This is a genomic window from Nocardia sp. NPDC051463 (genome assembly GCF_040681975.1).
Classification (GTDB): domain Bacteria; phylum Actinomycetota; class Actinomycetes; order Mycobacteriales; family Mycobacteriaceae; genus Nocardia.
In genome coordinates this window covers 864,660-880,812 of sequence record NZ_JBFBAB010000001.1, presented here as the reverse complement: position 1 = coordinate 880,812, position 16,153 = coordinate 864,660, and the positions used below count along the sequence as shown (strand labels likewise).

Below are 16,153 nucleotides of genomic sequence, written 5' to 3'. Positions count from 1 at the left end.
CCGAACCGATGTGGAACCTTCGACAGTTTCTGCGAGTCCGATCTCGAATACGTTGCTGTTGATGGTGATCGATGACGAGTTCCAGAGCGAGCTCCTGACCGGAGTGCTGTCCACTCGGGACGCGATCGATGAGGTGTTGTTCGCCGATCCGCCGCTGGCGAACTCCTGCTTCAGTTTTCCGCAGCGTCCACAACTTCTCGGCGATGTGCTGTTGCCTGCGCATCAACCGATCGTGATCAGTCTGGCGGCATGCAACAACGATCCTGCGGCGGTGGCTGGTGATCGCACCGGGAACCGTTCGCATCTGGCGTGGGGCGCTGGTTCCCGTGCATGCCCGGCCAAGTCGCTGGCGATGGTCATCGTCCAGGAAGCGCTCGACCAGTTGCTCGATGCGCTGCCCGAAATCCGGTTGGCGGTGCCTGCCGGGCAGTTGCAGTGGCGCCCGGGGGGTTTCCACCGCGCATTAGAGGCGCTGCCGGTGATCTTCCCTCCATCCCCACCTTTGAATCGCGTGTGAAGGACGTGTCCGTGCGAACGCCGAAGTGGTTGCCTGCCGCACGGATTCGGCCTGAACCCATCATTCGGCCCGATGCGTGGCAGTACTCTGGGTTTGCTGGGAGAGGGTGGTGATGAACAGGCGAGACCGACGAATGCTGCCCGCACCCTCGGCAAGGCCCACCTCCTTCGTTGTGGCCTCCCTGGATCGCTGAATATTTCCCCCCTGCACCAGATTCTGTGCTGTCTGTGGCTATACCCCTTGGCGCCCAACGCTTTCGGGTGACGGCCGTTTGCGCCGCGTGACTCCGATGCGGGTACTTCGACGATCCTTGTCCATGGTTCCGGCAAACGCCGAAATGCATTCTCCCAGTTGAGAACTCGCGAACAATCGATACACTCGGAGACGTGCAAATTTCGCTCGGGCCGCGCGTTGACTCAGCGGCGCGGTGCGGAACGCGAAACTTGGTCGCCAGGTGGTGGAACGGAACCTCACGTGAAGGTGTGTGGTGCATTGAGCTTTTGACAGGTGATCGTCCGGCTCCCATGTCTCGGTCCTCGGCCGTATCCGCGCGAACGTGCGGTAACTGCCGGCTCCGGTGCGTCGAAGTTCGGCAGCGATAGCCTCAGGTATGCCCAACGGTGGATGAGTAACCGCTGGGATCGGAAATGAGTAGGAGCGGTTATGGTTACGCACGGGTATGAGGAACGCACATCGCTGGCAGAGCTTCTTCGGCACGGCGACTTAGAGTTCCACCAGCAGCTGCAGCAGATTCTGACCAACCCGGACTTCGCCGTCACAGACAAGCAGAGCCAGGAGCAGCGGCGGGAGAACGCGTATGACCAGCTGCGGAATCTGGTCAAGGAGATCGGCAGTACACGCGCCGTCGCGACCGATCTGCCCAAGCTGTTCGCGGTGTTCGACTGGTCCGCGGTGCTGGCGACCGACCTGATCCCGCTGATCTCCGGCCACTACAACCTGGCATCGGGCAGCCTGGCCACCCTGACCGACTCCGACTCCGCCGAGCAGTATCTACAGGACCTGGATGACGCCACCAGCGTCGGCGTCATGCTGCTGACCGAGTACGGGTGTGGCTCCAACATCGGATTCATGCAGACCACCGCGACCTGGGATGGTGCGGGGTTCGTGCTCAACACCCCGGACCCGCTGGCGCGGAAATTTATGCCGTCCGTAGGTATCCCGGTTGCTCGGGTCTGCGTCATCGGCGCACGGTTCATCGACGCGGCGGGCGTCGATCAGGGCGTGCACCTGTTCGCGGCGCGACTACGCGACGCCAACGGCGACCCGGCCCCCGGCGTGACGATCACCCAACTCGACCATCAGCCGCTGGTCATTATGGACAACTCGGTCATCAGCTTCGATAATCTCCGGGTCGAGCGCGCTGCCTGGCTGAGCAACGACCTGGCCACCATCGATGATGAGGGTGTGCTCACCTGGCACGACGAGGACAGCCGGAAGCGGGCGTTCGCCTCGGCGATCAGCCAACTGACCGTCGGGCGCTTGGCGCTTTCGTCCTGCTTGAACGCTTCGGCCCGCGCCTCGCTCTACATCGCTCTGCGCTACGCCGCCAAGCGGGTAGTGCCGTTGACGCCTGTCGACAGCACCTTCATGGTCGATATCCCGCACGTGCGCGACACCCTGCTCACCGACCTGGCCGGCACTGTCGCTCGGACCATTTACGGCAACGCGGTCAAGACCTTCCTCGCGGGTGCCGATCTCACCGCTCGCGACACCGTCGTGTCGGTGATGTTGGCCAAGTATTTCATCCAGGAGCACGCGTTGGAGACGGTCACCGACTGTCGCACCAAAATGGCTGCGCAAGGGATGTTCAGCGCCAACCGGGTCGCCAACTATCTGGGAGTCTGTCATGCCGCTATCACCGGCGAGGGTGACACTTTCGTTCTCGGGTCCGTCGCCGGTCGCGTACTGGCCAAACAGCTCGTCGGCACGCCGCCACCCGAACCCGCTCTCCACGATCCCGCCGACCCCGGCGACCGCGCGCGCTTGCTCCACGCCCGCACGCTGACGATCGCGCAAGAGGCCCGACCGCACCTTGGCAACCCAGCACTGAACGCTCGGCTGGAGGTCATTCCGGACGCGCTCGAGCTCGCCGAGGCCTACTGCGCCGAGCAGGCCCTGCGGCTGCTCGACGAACACGCCGAACACCATCCCGAGATCGCCGCCCTGCGTGACGTTTTCGCTCTGGAACAGATCAACAAAGAGTCTGCGTGGTATCTCACCCACGGTCTGCTCGACATCGCTGCCGTCAAGGCCGTGAAGCAGCAGCTCCGCGGTGGGCTGCTCCCGCAAGCCATCGACAACCTCGCCGACCACCTGCCCGCACTGCTGGATGCGTTCGGCCTCGATGACGAGATCCTCGGCGCACCGGTACTTTCCGGGGATCTGCCCGCGGCGTGGGATTCTCGCTGCCACGACCCGCGCGGTCACTGATCCTGCAAGGTAGGTATGGGTAGGGCGCCCCGGCGGGGGTGTCCTACCCAGGGCGCCGTCGCGGAGCTTGCCGGCCAGGGCTGCCGTGGCGGGCGCTGGATCGTAGGAGTCCACAGGTAAGTGTGCAAAAGGCGATGGCGATCTGATTGTTGATCTGCCACAAGGTGGCGACAACGTTCCCCTCCACGTCGCACCCGACGATTTCGACACGGGGGTATTCGCGCAGCCATGTTCCGAGGCTTCGGATTTGCGGTCGGACGCACGTCGATTCGCTCGTCGATGACGGCGGGATCTTGTACGGGGGAACCGACCACAGACCACGTCGAGGCTACTCTTCTGATCGAAGTAGCCACACCGCACCAGCTCGGCAACATCCTGCCGCGGCAACGCCGGCCGGCAGGCGGTACACAAGACCTGGCGATGTGAGGCCGAAACCACCCCCGGTGGCGGAATCCTGTTGACAGGGAACAACATAGCGACCCGGCAGACTTCGCTCGGCCCTCGCCTTGGGTACTATGCTGCGGCAGCCTAAATCAAGGAGACTACGTGTATCCGCAGCACACGCATCAGGGTGCTTCCGCCGACTCGATGTCGTCGATCGAGTTCATAGGTCCTCGAATCCCGATCTACAGTGCAGAATTTGCGGCCGATCCCCACGGGGCCTACCGCCAGATGCGTAGTGACTACGGACCGCTGGTGCCGGTCGAGATGTGGCCAGGAATACCTGCAACCCTGGTTATCAAATATCGCACTGCCGTGGGCATTCTCAACGACTCCGACCGTTTTCCAGCCGATCCGAGTACCTGGCAGCGGTCCGTACCTGCCGATATCCCGATCATGCCGATGATCGAATACCGCCCCAACGCAATACGTACCAGCGGTGCGGAGCACGCTCGCTACCGCAATGCCCTGAACGATGCCTTGGCCGGAATGGACCTGAACTCCCTGCGATCCATCGTGGCGAGGTCCGCCATCCCGATCGTCAACACGTTCTGCAGGGACGGGAGCGCCGATGTATTGAACCAGTACGTCCTCCCGCTGGTCTTCTCGGTCTTCTGCCAGGTACTCGGCTGTCCACCGGAAATCGGTGAGCGGGTCGCACAGGCCAGTGCTGCGATGTTCGACGGTGTGGATACCGAAACGGTGAACGCGATTATGGGTCAAGCATTGCTCGACCTCACCACTCTGAAGCGTGTGCACCCGGCTGACGACGTCACAACGAGACTGGTCCAGCATCCGGCCGGGCTGTCCGACGAGGAGATGGTGCATCAGCTGGTCCTGCTGTTCGCGGCCGGTGTCGAACCGCCACTGAACCTCGTCGCCAACACCCTGCTGTTGATGCTGACCGATACCCGCTTTACCAGCGATGACAACAACGTTCCCTTGTCGACCAAGACCGCTCTCGAAGAGCGGCTGGCAACCGACCCGCCAATGGCGAACTACTGCATTACTTATCCTCGCCAGCCGATTCTGATCGAGGGGGTGTGGCTGCCTGCGAATCAGCCGGTCATCATCAGTATGGCCGCCTGCAATACGGATCCAGAGATGAACACAGGCGAATTCCTGGACAACGGATGGAATCTGGCGTTCAGCACCGGTCCGCACGCCTGCCCCGCTCACGCCCGGCCGTACGGGCTTCTGCTCGCGCAAGACGTCATCGATCAACTTTTGGACATCCTCCCGGAACTGAAATTAGCGGTTCCCAAAGAGGAGCTCGTGTGGCGCCCTGGCCCATTCCACCGAGCATTGACAACGTTGCCGGTTGTGTTCCCGCCTTCTCCTCCGTTGGATCTCTGAAGGTGTAGCTCCACTCCGGCCGACCGGTTGCGGCGTGCGGCGTCTCGGACGAGTTGCCCTGCGGCGGTTCGTGGCTCGATCGCGGCCGGCCTGAGCAGCGGCACCTACGAATCGGCAGGATTCGCGTCGGGCCGTACTCGGACGCCATCGAGCCGGCCACGGCGACCGCCGAACGGCCGGCGACGACAGCCGTGTTCGCCGCGGGACCGACCATCGACAGCCCCTCGAACTAGCCTCTGTTTTGAAAGTGGGTGAGGGCAGGCAGTGCCCGCCCTCATCTGTGTCGGCGTTTCGACCGGATGTAGGGTCGTGGTGATGACGGGTGTGTGGGATGTCCTGGACGAGGCGCGGCGCCCGCAGTGGACCTTCACTCCGTTCGTGAACGTTGGGCCATTGCAGTTCGGTATGGCCCCTGCGCAGGTCAGAGAAGCCGTGGACGGAATCCTCACGAGTCATGTCTCGAGGGGCTATTTCGGTGGAGAGTCCCGGATCGAGTTCGAACTTGCCGGGATGAAGCCGTTCAAGCCGGCCGTCACTACCTATTTCGACGACACGGTCGGCTTGGCATGTGTTGTCGTGCATGCCCTTTCTGGTCCGCAGGTGACCTTGGCGGGGATACGGCTGGTGGCGCAGGTGCCGTCCCGGCTAGAAGACCAGTTCCTCGACTACGCCACCACGCAGGGCGCCCCGCCGTGCTATTCGCAGCAGGCAGACCCCGGCTCGGAATTGCTCGGATTGGTGATCCGGGCGCAGCGAGCAGGCGACACCGTGCTCACCCGACCGGTGTTCGTGGCGCAGGACTGGGCCGAACGCTGCTGCGACACAAGCGAGGGGTCCATCCCACGCGACGAATGGAACAGTTTCTGACGGTGTCGGCTCTACCCGTGTTATGAACGGTGAGCGATCGAATGCCCGCCCTCACCCGTGTCGGAGCCATTGGTTGATGGCAGTGATCTGGACGATGGCCAAGTAGCGGACGGTGAGTTTGTCGTATCTGGTTGCCATCGTACGGTTTTCCTTCAGCTGACCGATGCCGCATTCGACGGCGTGACGCTGCTTGTAGCGTTGCGGGTCGACCGCCGACCGCCGGCGGAGCCCTTGTTCCTGCGGTTGGCGGCCTGGTCGGCTTTGATCGGGATCGTCGCAGTGATTCCACGCCGGCGCAGGTAGGCGCGGTTGGCGCGGGAGCTGTAGGCCTTGTCGGCCAGCACCTCCTCGGGCCGGGTCCGCGGTTGCCCCAAACCCAGGCGCGGCAGCACCTTACGGCCCTGCTCACACGCCAGATGAGTCTTGGTCGTCCACCCGCCACGAGACCGTCCGAGCGCGTGATCGGCGGGCTCGTCCTCGACCCCGCCCGGTGGCTCACTCTGCCTGCCGCTGTCGCGACGGGCACCGGCAGCGTGCCGATGCGCACGAGCGATCGTGGAATCGACGCTCACGGTCCAGACGATGCGGCCGGAGGCGTCGGCGCACACCTGCAGCATTTTCCAGATCACCGCCCACACTCCAGCGCGCTGCCAGCGGCGGAACAGTCCGTACACCGTCTGCCACGGCCCGTAACACTCCGGCACGTCCCGCCACGGCGACCCCACCCGGGCACGCCACCGAATCCCATCGATGAGCTGCCGTTTCGTCCACTTCGGCGGACGCCCCGTCCTCCGCCCACGAGGCAGCAACGGCTCCAACCGCGCCCACTGCGCGTCGGTCCGATCCGCCCGCCTCGTCACCGCTACCCTGGTCACGAGGTCTCCGGTTGTCAGGTAATGCTTGGTCGCATACCCATCTACCGGAGACCTCGCCTCACATCGGCACCGACACGCCCACACAGACAACGCTATTCACCCACAACACCTGGCGAACCCGCTGACGGCACCCACCACAACCACTTTCAAAACAGAGGCTAGTCGTGTCAGCCAGGGCGGCGTACGCCCTGGAACGCATCTCGTACCTGGTGCGCGCCGAGCACCTAGATGTCAACCCGCCAGGCGGCCCGAGTATCCGCCGAGCCGATACCGCCACCGCCCCGGCAGGCCACCCGCCGACGATGGTCGCCGCCTCAGATAAGCACTGCCCTGCCCGATATTCTCGGCGGACTACGTGTGGACTGGGCATGACTAAGCGGGCTCGGGCAATTCATCGTGCACCAGTAACGACGAACCGCAGCGCAGACGCTCGGCGCGCGCCGCTCGTGGAGCGAGATCGGTTCCGTGGGTCGGGTGGCGGCATACGCCGCCCCGCTCCGCGCATCATCACTGCGAGCCCCCGCCCCCGTCATCCAGGGTGCCCAGGACATCTCCGCTGAGCCAACACTTGGGTGTGGACGAACCGCCGGCGAAGCCTGGAGGTTGGAAATGATTGGTGCGGAGGGGTTCTGGCAAGATCACCGCAAGCGTGAGCTCCACCCGAACAACCGGAACCGAAGAAGGAGTCCCCATGGCGGTTGATCCGATTCCCCACGGGCAACACGGCATCACCGTGTACTTGGCAGTCGGCGATGCGCGGTCGGCAATCGAGTTCTACAAGAAGGCTTTTGATGCCGTCGAGCTTTACCGGGGGGAATCACCGAGCGGTCGCATTGATCACGCGGAGCTGAGGATCGGCGATTCTTCGCTGGTTCTCACCGAGCCCTCCGAGGGGCATCCGCTGGCGAGCCCAGCGCAGTCCCGGGCATCAGTTGGTCTGCGGCTGTACGTCGAGGACGTCGACAAGCACTTCGCTCGGGCGCTGGAGCTGGGTGCCCGAGAATTCAGCGCAGTGAGTGATCTGTTCTACGGTGACCGCAGCGGGACACTGGTCGACCCGTTCGGCCACGTCTGGATTGTCTGCACCCACAAAGAGGACCTGTCGATCGAAGAAATCCAGGAGCGTGCCAAGAAATTCTACGGCGGATAGGTCGACAGGGTCCATCGGAGGTGCACGGCTTTACTGACATTTGGCACGGTGTCCGCGCGGTACTGCGGCCGAGGCGGCAGTATCCTCCGACGGGGACGAGTTCCGCCGGACCAAGAGGATGCATCGATGTCGTCACCGATACCGGGAGTCGTGGCCTGGGCAGTGATCGGCTACGTCACGGTTCTGCTGTCGGCTCGGTTATGGTTCGGCGGCCAAGCTGTTGTCGATCGGCTCGTAAACCACATGGGCCTGTGGAGCATCGCGACCCTGCTGATATTCCGGTGCGCATCGACGCCGACCATCGATGACCCGGCGAATCAGCTTGCCCTGGTTTGTATTCTCATGAACACCACATACCTGTACAGCGTCGGTCGGCTCGCCGAGGCCGACTCCGAGCCGGACGCCGTGTGGCGCTACCAGCGCAACGCCGCTCTCCTCGCCCTGGCCGCGACAGCCTCGATAGTCTTGGTCGCGGCATCGGCGAGATATGCAGGACAATCGGTCGACCTGCACCTCACGGGGGTCGGACTGGTCATCGGCTGTGCCTTCGCCGTCACCTACAACACGTTCGTGATCAATCGCATCTGCCTCGGCGCACTCCGCCATGTCGATACCCCGCGCGCGGCGCGAATCGTGTGTATCGGTTTGATCGGCAGCAACGTCGTTATCTGCGGTGCGCATGCACTATCGCTGTCCCAGTTGGCCACTGAATGGCCCGACGGACCACAACTGTCACTGGTCCACGCTGCGTTCACCGTGTGGGTCGCGATCAATGCGACACTGCACGCGATACCGCTGGTCGCGGAGCTGGTGCTGCGAGCAGGTATGGATCGCGCCACCAGAACCTGCCGTCAGCTATTGCCGCTGTGGCGTGATCTCACCGCGGCGGTTCCGGAGATCGTCATGCCCGTCGACGCGCGACACGGTTCGGATCCGGTCACCCGTCTGCTGCGGATGACTGTGGAGATCCGCGACGCGATGCTCCACCTGGGCGCTTACCTCCCGGCCGAAGCCGATGAAACGCAACGTAATACTGTGCGAGCGTCCGAATCCGACCGGGGGATTGCCGATTACGCCCATCGGCTGGTACGGGCGGTGCAGGCCAGAAGGGCTGGCCTACCGCCCGCCGGTACCGGCGCCCCATCGCTATTGCCCGTGGTCGCCCACGATTTCGACGCCGAGCTCGCGCACCTGATCGACCTGGCCCGCATCTGGCCGCGGGCCAAGGCCGCGGTGGAATGAGCCGATCGGGCAGAGCGCGGATGGATCGCCGGACGCCATAGGGTGTATCTCCCCTCGCGTTTCAGATCATTTCGCGACAGTTCGACCTAGAGGTAGACGGTTCGCCGATGGCCGGCGTAGTGTCGCAAGCTGCCGAATTCCGGCCGCGAAAGTTCCACTGCCCGGCACTCACTGTGGCAGGGTGCGAAGGTGCGGCGGCGCAGAGGCGAGAAGCCCGAGAAGATCGAACCGAGGCAGGTCGAACCCATTGGGCCGGTGTGCGGGGCATTCGGATACTGCGCCGCCGTGGGACTGATGCGCACCGGGCCGCTCTTCGCCGTGACCGGAGATTCCTGGGCCGATGGTTTGTGCCCCGGCATCTTCACCGTGCCGCTCGGGCTCGGGCTCGCGGTCAGCGTCGTCGATTGGCGGCGTTCGGCCAAACGGTTCGAAGCGGCCGGAGTCGTCGGGACGGCCGAGATCATCGCCGTCGACGGGATGCACATCAGCGGTGAAGCGGATGAAGTTGCTGAACTGACCGTACGGATCAGTGGGCCGGGCTTCGACACCTTCGACGCCGACTGCGAGCGCAATACTCGGGACCCAGCCTGGGAGGTCGGTGATCGGTTCGCGGTGGTAGTCGATCCGATCGACATGACTTACGCGATTCGTTCATGACTACTTGCCTCGCTAGTCGGTTCCCCGCAATACGTTGTCATGGTATGCACCGGGGATATTGCCGCGTAACCGATAAATCGCCACGATGTAGGTCCAGCCCGGATCCTCGGATTCTGGTGCCAGCACGCAGGCGCGGCCGACACCGACTGCGGTACTGGCCTTCCACACCATCTGTGTGAAATTCTCGGTCCCCGGCGCCGGGCCGTCAGCGTCGTATTCGTAGCGCTCTTGCTCATTCTTCCAATGCGTGACGGCATCGCCGGCGGGAGTCGGCCTGGAGTCGTCGCTGCTGGCCAGGAATACGCTTTCGCCATACCTCGTATCCAGTTCTTTGTGGGACAACGAGCCGTTCTGTGCGTGGAACATGGCGCGCGTCTTCGCGTAGTTCGCCAGCTCCTGGCTGACCTTCAGCGCGGGGACTCCGTGGTGCGATCGTTCTTTATCGAGTCCGTCCAGCATCTCTTGGACGAACCCGGTGTCGGTGCACTCCTTCACTTCTCGTGCCTCGGCGGAGGCAGGAACTCCGCCGAGCGCGCCGAGCAGCACGGCGCACAGTACGGGGACCGCGAGACGGGCCCGTGATCGCCGAGACCTGTCCGCGCGGAAACGTCGGTCCGCGGTGGCGTGAATCATGTGTAGCCCCTTCTCCGTCGAAGCGGTACGTCCTGATCAACCCGGAACCAGCGTACGAAGCCGCCGGCTCCTTCGCCTGCATCGGCGCGCACCTCGGGGTTTCCGCCGGCCTGCACCTACTGCTGGTGTTGTCCGGCCACCGCGTGGGAGATGTCGAGGACGTATCGCGCGAACTCGGTCGGCTGGGCCAAGGGGAGGTAGTGACCGGCCCGGGGCGTGATGAGGAGTCGGCTGTCGGTGCTCGCGGCCAGGAATCGCCGTTCGTGGATGCGGAAGTGGTCGCGACTGCCGTTGATCAGCCAGAGGGGGCCGGGGTACTCGGCGAGATGGGTGAGCGGATCGAAGTGCCGGCTCTCGCGGACCACGTCGGGGATGACTTCGGTGGCTATCCCACCGTGTTTGATCGCGTCGGCCACTCGCGGTGGGAGCATCGAGTCGAAGATGCGACCGCTGGCCCGTTCGCCGCCGTCCGGTTGCCGCGAGAGTACGCGATGCATCAGCGTGAACGGAGTCGTGAGGCCGCGGCTCGGCACGCAGCTCGCTCCGGCGACCACCAGCCCGGCCACGCGCTCTGGATGCCGGGCGGCCGCGGCGACGCTGATGTATCCGCCGAGCGAATGCCCGACCACCACGGCGTGGCCGCCGACGTTGTCCACCGCTTCGGCGACTGCGTCGACGGCGGCGGCCAGCGTGAACTGTTCGCCGCGCCGCGCACCGTGTCCAGGCAGGTCGACGGCTGCCGATGGGTGCTCGCCGAGCTGCTCGCGCACTACCGACCATGACATACCGCTCAGCCGTATGCCGTGCACGAATACCAAGGGAAGGCTCATTCCACACTCCAATCAACAACGCAACGTTGCGTTGCATTTGACGGTATACCGCCACCTAATACAACGCAACGTTGCGTTGTAGTCTGACGGGGTGAGCGAAGAACGCGCCCGAAGAGGGCCACGGCAAGCGTCGGCGATTTTCGTCGCGACCCTCGAGCTACTGGCAGAACAGGGCTATGACGGTCTGACCATCGAATCCATCGCAAGTCGCTCCGGCGTCAACAAGACCACCATCTACCGGTGGTGGCCGTCCAAGGACGCGGTGCTGGCCGCCGCGTTGGTCCACTCCGACCTGCTCGCCTTCGCGATGCCGGACACCGGCAGCCTGCGCGGGGACCTCCTCGCGCTGGCCCGGGAGATCACCCAACTGCTGACCGGAGAACAGACCGCACCGATCGTCGCCACCGTTCTCGCCGCGGCCCCTCGCAGGCCGGAGCTGGCGGCGGTGGCGAGCACGTTCTTTGCCGAGCGCCTCACCCACGAACAGCCGATGTTCCAGCGTGCGATCGCCCGTGGCGAACTAACCCCGACGGCGGATCCGGCGACGATCATGGACCTGCTGGCCGGCGCGATCTGGTTCCGAATTCTGCTCCGTGACCAGCCCATGTCGCCGGATTACCTCAGCGGCGCAGTCGATCTCGTCCTGCAAGGGGCCGCCGCGCACTGATCAACGATCGAGTTCAGGTGCCTGCTCGAACCACACCGGCCCACCGGACAGTGCCTGCTCGATGCGCAGCAGATCGTGTTCGGGCAGTTCCGGCACTGCGGACACGTCGAACCAGGCGACCTCGAGCGACTCGTCGTCGTTGACCCGTGCCGTGCCGCCGACGGCGCGGCACCGGATCGTGATGTCCATGAATTGACAGATGTCACCATTCGGGTAGGTATGCGGCGGCATCGCGCGGACGATCACGATGCGCTCGGCGACACAGCGAACGGCGGTCTCCTCGTACACTTCTCGAACCGCACACGCCGCGGGCTGCTCGCCCGGTTCCGGCATCCCCGCAATGACCGCCCATGTGCCGGTGTCGGCTCGCCGTCCCAATAGCACCCTGCCCTCGTCATCGAAGACGACAGCGCTGACGCCGGGTAACCACAGCAGCTGCTTGCCCGCGTCGGCCCGGATGGTGTGGATGAAGTCGGGGGTTGCCATGGTCCGACAGTAAACCGCGGTCGACGGCGCCGCTATCGACGATCGGGCTGATCGATTGTGCCGGAGAATATCCCGTCGGTTCAGCGTCGGGCCATCACCCTTCCTGCGCGGGTGCGTCCTGCTATGGCGAGCACGGATTCCGTTTGCCTGCGCCTTTGCCTCGGTGGGGGCGGGTAGGGCGGGCGATCCAGGCCGCGGCAGAGTTCTCCTGCGCTGGTGAGCTTTTGCGCGCGAAGCTCTCGGGAACGTCGATCCTGAAGCAGACTGCTCTGTCCCGAAGTATCACGCTGTCGTGATCGTGGCCGCCCTCAGGTGCGGTCGGTCTCGTTACCGCGGTGCACATGCACGGGCACATCGTCGGCCCACGGCTGGCGGGTCACCATGTCCGCGACATGCACAACGCCGCGCTCGAATTCGCCGGTCGCGGCGTCGACGAGACGGTATTCCTGAGTCTGCTTGTGGATCGGCTGGGCGTCGAGCAGCACGACGCGAACTTCGCCGGGGTCGAAGTGGCAACGCTGTTGCATCGCGGCGATGAGTTGCGCGTTGTGCAGGTGTCCATCGCCGAAGTTCCAGCCGAGCGCGGTGCTGCAGATGCGCTCACCGTCGGTGAGTGTGTACTCGTCCTCGCGGCCGGCGGGCATGGCTCGATGAACCAGGGTGAACAGCGCGCGGCCGTGAGTGTTCATGGCGCGGAAGGCATATCCCATGAACATCGGGATCTGGGCCCGGTCCTTCCCGTAGAACCGCTCCAACTGAGCCTGCGGCATGCTGGCGATCGCCACGATGCCGCGGCCGATCTTTACCGCGGCCGAGGGTTTGACGCACCACATTGTCGTATCCCAGTTGCCTGCGTAGTACCGCATGCCGGGCAGGAACGAGATCATGCGCGGGAACAGGTTCCCGGTGATCACAATGCCCGCGATCACGATGGACAGCAGCGCCACCGGCGCTGGGTTGTCCAGACTGCCGAGCCCGAGATCGGCGTGCGCGACGAACAACACCAGCACACCGAAGATCATGAAGACATTCCATTCCAATGGCACCCCCATGGGAACGGCGGTCAGAATCACCAGGTGGAATCCCACCATCACGGCCGCGGCCAGCGTTGTCAGCAGGCCACCGTGCGAGCAGAACAACACCAAGGGAATAGCCATCTCGACGGCCGTGCCGCCGTGCGCGAAGATGCGCGCCAACCGACCCGGCCGCAGGTCGTCGGGGAAGTTCTCGAAGAACATGCGCTTGAGGGACTTTCGTCGAAGCACCGGGCTGTTGGACATCATCGTCGACACCACGAACGGGAAATGCTTATTCAGCTTCGAGGTCGCCGCGCCCATCCAGATCACCACGAAAACGACCTTCGCCGCGATGATCGTGTCGGCGCCGGAAAATAGGAAGGTGACGGCCAGGGTGGCATAGATCTCGCCGCGCGCCGCAAGAAAGATCACTTTGTCGCGCAACCCGATTGCCGCGAGCAGGCCGAGGATTACTGCGATCTGCCAGACCGGGAGCAACCCCACCGTCGTGTCCAGCGCCGCTACCGGCCCGGTGCCGTCGGACAGCACCGCGACCGACGTTGCCATCAGCACCCCCGCATACAGTGCGATATCTACTGGGGTGCGGGTGGTGCCACTGGTCAGCGGAACACGACCGGGCCACGGCGGCAACCGAATTGTCCTCGGCCGCAACCAATACAATATCGAGCCCAGCGGCGGGAAGTACCTGTTGTTCAGCGGACCGAACCCGCAACCGAGTCCGACCACCTCGAACAGCAGCGTATAGAGCACAGCCTTCTGGAACACGATCGGCTCCGACCACCAATCGCCGACATCGGTGAATCCGTCTATGCCTGTGGTGGACAGCATGATCAGCCAGCCACCGAGAATATAGAGACCGACCTTGCCGACATAGAACAAATGCAGCGCGACCGGCGTCCCGAAACCCACCTCGGCCCAATGCCTGGTCATGGGCCGGATGCGCGCACTCCGAGTGCCTTTGCTCCACTCCGCCATATCGACCGCGGGTAGGTCGGGTTCGAGAAACCCCATCGAGCACGCTCCGATTCGACGATACCGAGGTCAGTCGAATCAGGACCTCGATGCCCTTCGATACGTTGTCAGGTACGGCATTTGCTGTCAATCGCCGGTTCCGGTGATTAGCACGGCAGGGCGCCGGTGGTGTCGAAGTAGCCGCCGGTGGGTCCATCGAGTGTCAGCTCAGCCATACCAACGATGATCTCGGCGCCCTGCTGAACGGTCTGCGTGCCCAGGCGCCCGTTCAGATCTGTCGCGGTATCGCCGGGCTCCACCGCGTTGCTCCGCATGCTACCGAGGACGTTCGTCTCCAGGAGTGGCCGCATCATGTCGGCTGTCACCGCGGCGGCGCCGACCATGCCGTTGCGTCGCAACGGTGTTGCGCCTGCACAGCCCGAGAAAGTCGGTGGCCGTGCGGACGCAGTCGCTGTGCTGGAGGGCCGCACACCGCGACTATCGACGTGCGCGGTCGTAGACCATGGCGATCTCGCCCAGTTCGCCGATCTCCTGGTGCGTGAGCTTCTACTGTGAACTCGGCAGGCCGTCGTCGAACAGCCGCTGTCCACCCCCGGCGATCTCGGGGCAGATCATGAGGTACAGCCGGTCGAGCAGGTCGGCGGAGAGCAGCGCCTTGATGACGCTCACGCTGCTGTTGACGAGAATGTCGCCCGCGCCGGCGGTCTTCAGTTCGGCGACCACTTCCGCAGCGGGGGCGTTCATCACGCGGGCGCGTTCCCAGGGCGCTTCGGTCAAGGTGGTCGAAAGGACCACCTTTTCCGTGTCGACCAGCCACTTCGCGTATCCGCGATCGCGCGGATCGGCGTTATCGTCCGCGGCGACCGTCGCCCAGTACCCCAGGAACCCTTCCGCGTTGCGCCTGCCGAGCAGCGCCGTCGTCGCGCCCTCCCAGATGCGGGTGAGGTGGTTTCGCGCGACCTCGGTGGTGACGTAGGGGAGGATCGCGTTCAGATCGTCAGGTCCGTCGGGGCCGTTGTAACGCCCGTCGAGGGTGAGGGCGAGATTCGCGGTTACCGTACGTCCGGGCGAGTTGGTCATGGCTGTGCTTCCTTTTCCTCGATGTGCGCTGTCTTGGTGGTGTGCTCAGACGTGCCGACGGTGTCGGCGAGGTTGTCGAGCACCTGGCCCCAGCCGGTTTCGATTCCGGCGATATAGGAGACGGCCTCGACGGTCGTTTCGCTGATGCGCATACCGAGCCGCAGTCGAGTGCCGACCGGGTCCGCGGCGAGAGTCAGGTCGTAGTGGCCGGTGAACGAGACCTCCCCCGCCGCGTCCAGCACCGAAAGGTCGAACACGAGATGCCCTGGTGCCTCCGCGGCATGGACCCGTCCCTCCGAGCGGTACCGCCGCCCCTCGGCATCGCGGTACTCGAGGACGGCGCGACCACCCTGCTTCGGCTCGAGGGCGCAGTCGGTGACCGTCATCGGCGACGGAGCCCACCAAGACGCGAGCAGGTCCGAGTCGACCCAATGCCGCCAGATGGCGTCCTGGGGCGCGGCCAGCACACGCTCGAACGAGTAGGCGCGCCCGTCCGCCCACCGTTCTCGTTCCGCGACAACGGATTCCGCTTCGATCGCGGCGCGATAGCGCGCGATGACGTTTCGCTCGTCCTCGTGCGCCTCGGTGGTCTCGATCAGTTCTCGCAGTCGGCGCTCGAGGGCGTTCAGCGGCGCGGGCTCGAGCGCGTAGACGCGCCGTTGCCCGAGCGGGAAGACCGTGACGAGGCCAGCACGGGCGAGGGTCTGCAGGTGCTTGGTGGTCTGCGGCTGGCGTAAGCTGGTCAGCTCGACCAGTTCGCCGACAGACCGGGGTCGATCGGCGAGGAGTTCGACAATGCGCCACCGCGCGCCGTCTCCGAGTGCTGATGCGATGCGGTCCATGCCGCAAAATATTCGCTAGAGAGAATATTCTTGTCAAGGAATATTCCGAA

The 16,153-nt window shown here is 64.4% G+C and carries 17 protein-coding genes; 9 read left to right on the top strand and 8 right to left on the bottom strand.

Features of this window, described 5'->3' with window-relative positions:
* Positions 1 to 61 precede the first annotated feature (61 nt).
* The 4 genes from AB0M74_RS03970 (at position 62) to AB0M74_RS03955 (ending at position 5,632) form a co-directional block, all read left to right on the top strand.
* Positions 62 to 517 (top strand): hypothetical protein, encoded by a 456-nt coding sequence (locus AB0M74_RS03970; protein ID WP_364901358.1) that lies wholly within the window; start codon positions 62 to 64, stop codon positions 515 to 517.
* A 663-nt stretch (positions 518 to 1,180) separates the two neighbouring features.
* The gene (locus AB0M74_RS03965) at positions 1,181 to 2,968 is read left to right on the top strand and encodes a hypothetical protein (protein ID WP_364901356.1); all 1,788 of its coding nucleotides are present in this window, start codon (positions 1,181 to 1,183) and stop codon (positions 2,966 to 2,968) included.
* Positions 2,969 to 3,514: 546 nt separating this feature from the next.
* Complete coding sequence (locus AB0M74_RS03960) at positions 3,515 to 4,765, top strand: cytochrome P450 (RefSeq protein WP_364901354.1); 1,251 nt, start codon at positions 3,515 to 3,517, stop codon at positions 4,763 to 4,765.
* 315 nt (positions 4,766 to 5,080) lie between these two features.
* Positions 5,081 to 5,632, top strand: coding sequence for a hypothetical protein (locus tag AB0M74_RS03955; protein ID WP_364901352.1), 552 nt, complete (start codon positions 5,081 to 5,083; stop codon positions 5,630 to 5,632).
* Positions 5,633 to 5,683: 51 nt separating this feature from the next.
* Here the strand turns inward: AB0M74_RS03955 and AB0M74_RS03950 are convergent.
* Positions 5,684 to 6,525, bottom strand: a protein-coding gene (locus AB0M74_RS03950; protein ID WP_364901939.1) for an IS5 family transposase whose coding sequence is annotated in 2 segments (ribosomal slippage) — positions 5,684 to 5,842 and positions 5,845 to 6,525 — 840 coding nt in all. Because the reading frame shifts where the segments join, the coding sequence is not laid out codon by codon here.
* Positions 6,526 to 7,198: 673 nt separating this feature from the next.
* Here AB0M74_RS03950 and AB0M74_RS03945 point away from each other — a divergent pair.
* The 3 genes from AB0M74_RS03945 to AB0M74_RS03935 all read left to right on the top strand — a co-directional run bounded on the left by AB0M74_RS03945 (position 7,199) and on the right by AB0M74_RS03935 (position 9,556).
* Positions 7,199 to 7,657 carry a VOC family protein gene (locus AB0M74_RS03945; RefSeq protein WP_364901350.1) on the top strand — a complete coding sequence of 153 codons (459 nt, stop codon included), beginning with the start codon at positions 7,199 to 7,201 and terminating at the stop codon, positions 7,655 to 7,657.
* 126 nt (positions 7,658 to 7,783) lie between these two features.
* On the top strand, positions 7,784 to 8,899 hold the full coding sequence (locus AB0M74_RS03940; protein WP_364901348.1) for an MAB_1171c family putative transporter: 1,116 nt from the start codon (positions 7,784 to 7,786) through the stop codon (positions 8,897 to 8,899).
* A 189-nt stretch (positions 8,900 to 9,088) separates the two neighbouring features.
* Entirely contained in the window at positions 9,089 to 9,556 is a 468-nt protein-coding gene (locus AB0M74_RS03935; RefSeq protein ID WP_364901346.1) for a hypothetical protein, read from the top strand.
* Positions 9,557 to 9,568: 12 nt separating this feature from the next.
* On the opposite strand, the gene AB0M74_RS03930 is transcribed toward AB0M74_RS03935, so the two are convergent.
* The gene (locus tag AB0M74_RS03930) at positions 9,569 to 10,189 is read right to left on the bottom strand and encodes a CAP domain-containing protein (RefSeq protein WP_364901344.1); all 621 of its coding nucleotides are present in this window, start codon (positions 10,187 to 10,189) and stop codon (positions 9,569 to 9,571) included.
* Positions 10,190 to 10,305: 116 nt separating this feature from the next.
* Complete coding sequence (locus tag AB0M74_RS03925; protein WP_364901343.1) at positions 10,306 to 11,019, bottom strand: alpha/beta hydrolase; 714 nt, start codon at positions 11,017 to 11,019, stop codon at positions 10,306 to 10,308.
* A 91-nt stretch (positions 11,020 to 11,110) separates the two neighbouring features.
* Between AB0M74_RS03925 and AB0M74_RS03920 the strand changes: the two genes are divergently transcribed.
* Positions 11,111 to 11,686 carry a TetR/AcrR family transcriptional regulator gene (locus AB0M74_RS03920; protein ID WP_364901341.1) on the top strand — a complete coding sequence of 192 codons (576 nt, stop codon included), beginning with the start codon at positions 11,111 to 11,113 and terminating at the stop codon, positions 11,684 to 11,686.
* On the opposite strand, the gene AB0M74_RS03915 is transcribed toward AB0M74_RS03920, so the two are convergent.
* From AB0M74_RS03915 to AB0M74_RS03905, 3 genes are all read right to left on the bottom strand, one after another.
* Positions 11,687 to 12,172, bottom strand: coding sequence for an NUDIX domain-containing protein (locus tag AB0M74_RS03915; protein ID WP_364901339.1), 486 nt, complete (start codon positions 12,170 to 12,172; stop codon positions 11,687 to 11,689).
* 308 nt (positions 12,173 to 12,480) lie between these two features.
* Positions 12,481 to 14,220, bottom strand: coding sequence for a DUF3556 domain-containing protein (locus AB0M74_RS03910; protein ID WP_364901337.1), 1,740 nt, complete (start codon positions 14,218 to 14,220; stop codon positions 12,481 to 12,483).
* A gap of 107 nt (positions 14,221 to 14,327) precedes the next feature.
* Positions 14,328 to 14,534, bottom strand: a complete 207-nt coding sequence (locus AB0M74_RS03905) for a hypothetical protein (protein WP_364901335.1) — start codon at positions 14,532 to 14,534, stop codon at positions 14,328 to 14,330.
* Between AB0M74_RS03905 and AB0M74_RS03900 the strand changes: the two genes are divergently transcribed.
* Entirely contained in the window at positions 14,533 to 14,736 is a 204-nt protein-coding gene (locus AB0M74_RS03900; RefSeq protein ID WP_364901333.1) for a hypothetical protein, read from the top strand. The genes AB0M74_RS03905 and AB0M74_RS03900 overlap by 2 nt on opposite strands.
* Here AB0M74_RS03900 and AB0M74_RS03895 read toward each other — a convergent pair.
* Entirely contained in the window at positions 14,728 to 15,261 is a 534-nt protein-coding gene (locus AB0M74_RS03895) for a dihydrofolate reductase family protein (RefSeq protein WP_364901331.1), read from the bottom strand. The two genes, AB0M74_RS03900 and AB0M74_RS03895, sit on opposite strands and share 9 nt — an antisense overlap.
* Positions 15,258 to 16,103: a metalloregulator ArsR/SmtB family transcription factor gene (locus AB0M74_RS03890; RefSeq protein WP_364901329.1), complete on the bottom strand. Its 846-nt coding sequence runs from the start codon at positions 16,101 to 16,103 to the stop codon at positions 15,258 to 15,260. The genes AB0M74_RS03895 and AB0M74_RS03890 overlap by 4 nt, the downstream gene beginning before the upstream one ends.
* Between the last annotated feature and the right edge of the window lie 50 nt (positions 16,104 to 16,153).

Excerpts from the sequence above, each read along its gene's own strand:
- AB0M74_RS03910 (WP_364901337.1), bottom strand. The coding sequence starts at position 14,220 with ATGGGGTTTCTCGAACCCGACCTACCCGCGGTCGATATGGCGGAGTGG.
- AB0M74_RS03890 (WP_364901329.1), bottom strand. The coding sequence starts at position 16,103 with ATGGACCGCATCGCATCAGCACTCGGAGACGGCGCGCGGTGGCGCATT.
- AB0M74_RS03915 (WP_364901339.1), bottom strand. The coding sequence starts at position 12,172 with ATGGCAACCCCCGACTTCATCCACACCATCCGGGCCGACGCGGGCAAG.
- AB0M74_RS03955 (WP_364901352.1), top strand. The coding sequence starts at position 5,081 with ATGACGGGTGTGTGGGATGTCCTGGACGAGGCGCGGCGCCCGCAGTGG.
- AB0M74_RS03970 (WP_364901358.1), top strand. The coding sequence starts at position 62 with ATGGTGATCGATGACGAGTTCCAGAGCGAGCTCCTGACCGGAGTGCTG.
- AB0M74_RS03930 (WP_364901344.1), bottom strand. The coding sequence starts at position 10,189 with ATGATTCACGCCACCGCGGACCGACGTTTCCGCGCGGACAGGTCTCGG.
- AB0M74_RS03965 (WP_364901356.1), top strand. The coding sequence starts at position 1,181 with ATGGTTACGCACGGGTATGAGGAACGCACATCGCTGGCAGAGCTTCTT.
- AB0M74_RS03905 (WP_364901335.1), bottom strand. The coding sequence starts at position 14,534 with ATGATGCGGCCACTCCTGGAGACGAACGTCCTCGGTAGCATGCGGAGC.
- AB0M74_RS03945 (WP_364901350.1), top strand. The coding sequence starts at position 7,199 with ATGGCGGTTGATCCGATTCCCCACGGGCAACACGGCATCACCGTGTAC.
- AB0M74_RS03940 (WP_364901348.1), top strand. The coding sequence starts at position 7,784 with ATGTCGTCACCGATACCGGGAGTCGTGGCCTGGGCAGTGATCGGCTAC.
- AB0M74_RS03900 (WP_364901333.1), top strand. The coding sequence starts at position 14,533 with ATGTCGGCTGTCACCGCGGCGGCGCCGACCATGCCGTTGCGTCGCAAC.
- AB0M74_RS03895 (WP_364901331.1), bottom strand. The coding sequence starts at position 15,261 with ATGACCAACTCGCCCGGACGTACGGTAACCGCGAATCTCGCCCTCACC.
- AB0M74_RS03925 (WP_364901343.1), bottom strand. The coding sequence starts at position 11,019 with ATGAGCCTTCCCTTGGTATTCGTGCACGGCATACGGCTGAGCGGTATG.